Origin of the sequence: Candidatus Methylomirabilis sp. (assembly GCA_036000645.1) — a bacterium.
GTDB lineage: Bacteria > Methylomirabilota > Methylomirabilia > Methylomirabilales > JACPAU01 > JACPAU01.
The window spans coordinates 1-1,910 of record DASYVA010000102.1 but is presented as its reverse complement, the minus strand read 5'-3'; the positions used below and the strand labels follow the sequence as shown (position 1 = coordinate 1,910).

Annotated in this window: 2 protein-coding genes; one reads left to right on the top strand and one right to left on the bottom strand. The window is 68.8% G+C overall.

What is annotated here, in order from left to right; all coding sequences use genetic code 11:
- The first annotated feature begins 73 nt into the window (after positions 1-73).
- Positions 74-298: a hypothetical protein gene (locus VGT06_06170; GenBank protein HEV8662706.1), complete on the top strand. Its 225-nt coding sequence runs from the start codon at positions 74-76 to the stop codon at positions 296-298.
- Between the two features lie 298 nt (positions 299-596).
- On the opposite strand, the gene VGT06_06165 is transcribed toward VGT06_06170, so the two are convergent.
- Complete coding sequence (locus tag VGT06_06165; protein ID HEV8662705.1) at positions 597-1,376, bottom strand: aldolase/citrate lyase family protein; 780 nt, start codon at positions 1,374-1,376, stop codon at positions 597-599.
- Positions 1,377-1,910: the final 534 nt, after the last annotated feature.

Sequence of the window (1,910 nt, the reverse complement as noted above, 5' to 3'; positions counted from 1 at the left end):
CCCGCTATTGTAGGAAGCGCCGCGCGGCAGGCCGGGCCATCCCCCCCGAATCACGCCAGAGGAGACCACGGGTATGATTCGATTCGAGCTGGAGCGCCTGCGCGACCCCCACACCAAGGTCAGTGAGGGGGCCCGCGTCCTCATCACGAAGTGGGACCAGCAGGGGGACCGGATCCTGGTCACGCCCGCATGCCGGACGGGGCCCGAGCTCAACCGGCACCTCGACGACCTGATGAAGCAACTCCAGGAGATCCGGGAACAGGGCCTGGTCTATCTCGCCGGTATCTTCCGGGAGTAGCCTCCCCCACGGAGCGGTGAGCTGGGCCTCCGCCATCTCGTGTCCCTCGCCCTGCCAGCCCGGATCCGGCATCCGCGCCTGACCCTCCTCGATTCCTCGCCCGATCGATCGCGCACCCGGCAGCAGCGCCACGCGGCGAAACGGAGCGGCCGCGCTCGGGCTCACCGTAGCCCCGGGCGCGAGCCGTGTCAACACACCGGAACGAGGTCCGGGCGCAGAGGCGCGAGGGGAACCGTTGATCCGGACTGGGTCGGGATCCGCCGGGTCGCGGGATCCCGCGGAAGGAGGCGGGATGCCCTCAGGCCGGCTGACGCTGGACTTTGGCCAGCTCAGCGCGCAGCCCCTGGACCATGAAGTTCACGTCGCTCCAGAGCGCGACGAACTGGAACCCCTCGGCGATGCGCTGGTTCAGGACCGCCGCGCTCCCGGTATGGATGCCGGGCGCGACCCCATGTCGCTTCGAGGCTTCACGGACGGCCCGGAGGGCCTCTGCGAAGGCGGGGTCCTTCTGCTCGTAGCCGGGCTTGAGCCCCATGGAGGCCGACAGATCGGTCGGGCCGATGAAGCACGCGTCGAGGCCGGGGACCTTCAGGATCTCGTCGGCCCGCCGGACCGCCTCGATGTCTTCCAGTTGGATGACGAGGAGGATCTCGTCGTTCGCCCGCGCAAAGTACGTCGAGGGATCGGTCCCGAAGGCGCGCGCGTGCCGGGGGCTGCCGGCCATGCTCCGCCTCCCCGCCGGCGGGTACTTGCACCAGTCCACGGCGGCCGCCGCCTCCTCCGCCGTCCGCACCATCGGGACCACGACTCCCCACGCCCCCGCATCCAGGACCCGTTTGAAGTTCTCCTCGCTGTTCGCCGGAATCCGGACCATCGGGACCCCCCCCATCCCCCCGATCGCCTGGAACATCGCCGTGGCGGTCTCGATCCCGATCGGGCTGTGCTCGGCGTCCACGACCAGCCAGTCGAAGCCCAGCCCCGCGACCGCCTCGGCGGTGAGGGCATTGCCGATGTTCAGCCAGGTGCCGACGGCCGGCTTGCCGTCGCGCAGCAGGCGCTTCACGGGGTTCGGGCGCATCGAACCTCCTGGCCGTTCGGGGGAGTCAGATGCGAGGATGGGGCAGGCGAAGCGTACCGTGGCCTCGGGGGGATGTCAATTGTCAGAAAAGAGCCCAGGGGGATGGGCCACCCTGGGCTCACTGCCGGCTGCTCCCTCCCTCCCGAGGGCGCAATCCGATCGCCTCGCTAATACGGGATGATTCGTGCTCTCAGCAATTCCATTTCTGCAATTCTTCTTACCGAATCTGCAAATCTGTGCGGCATCCGTCTGATGTCCCGAGCACTCCCGGTCGGCCCGCGAAAAGAAAAGGGGGGTCCGGGCGCTTCGCCGGACCCCCCAAACCCTAGCTGGTGGAGCAAACGTCACTTGCCACTCGCCTTGGGGCGGCTGGACGCCTTCGACATGGTTCCCCGCGCCCCTCCCTACCCCTGATCATCCCGCGGACCGCCACGCAGGTCGACCCCCCGCTCGATGCCCCGCTCTCGCTGGACCTTAGCCACGAACGCCCCGAGCTCCTCCGCCCGCTCCTTCGGCAGATCCAGGAACTTCACG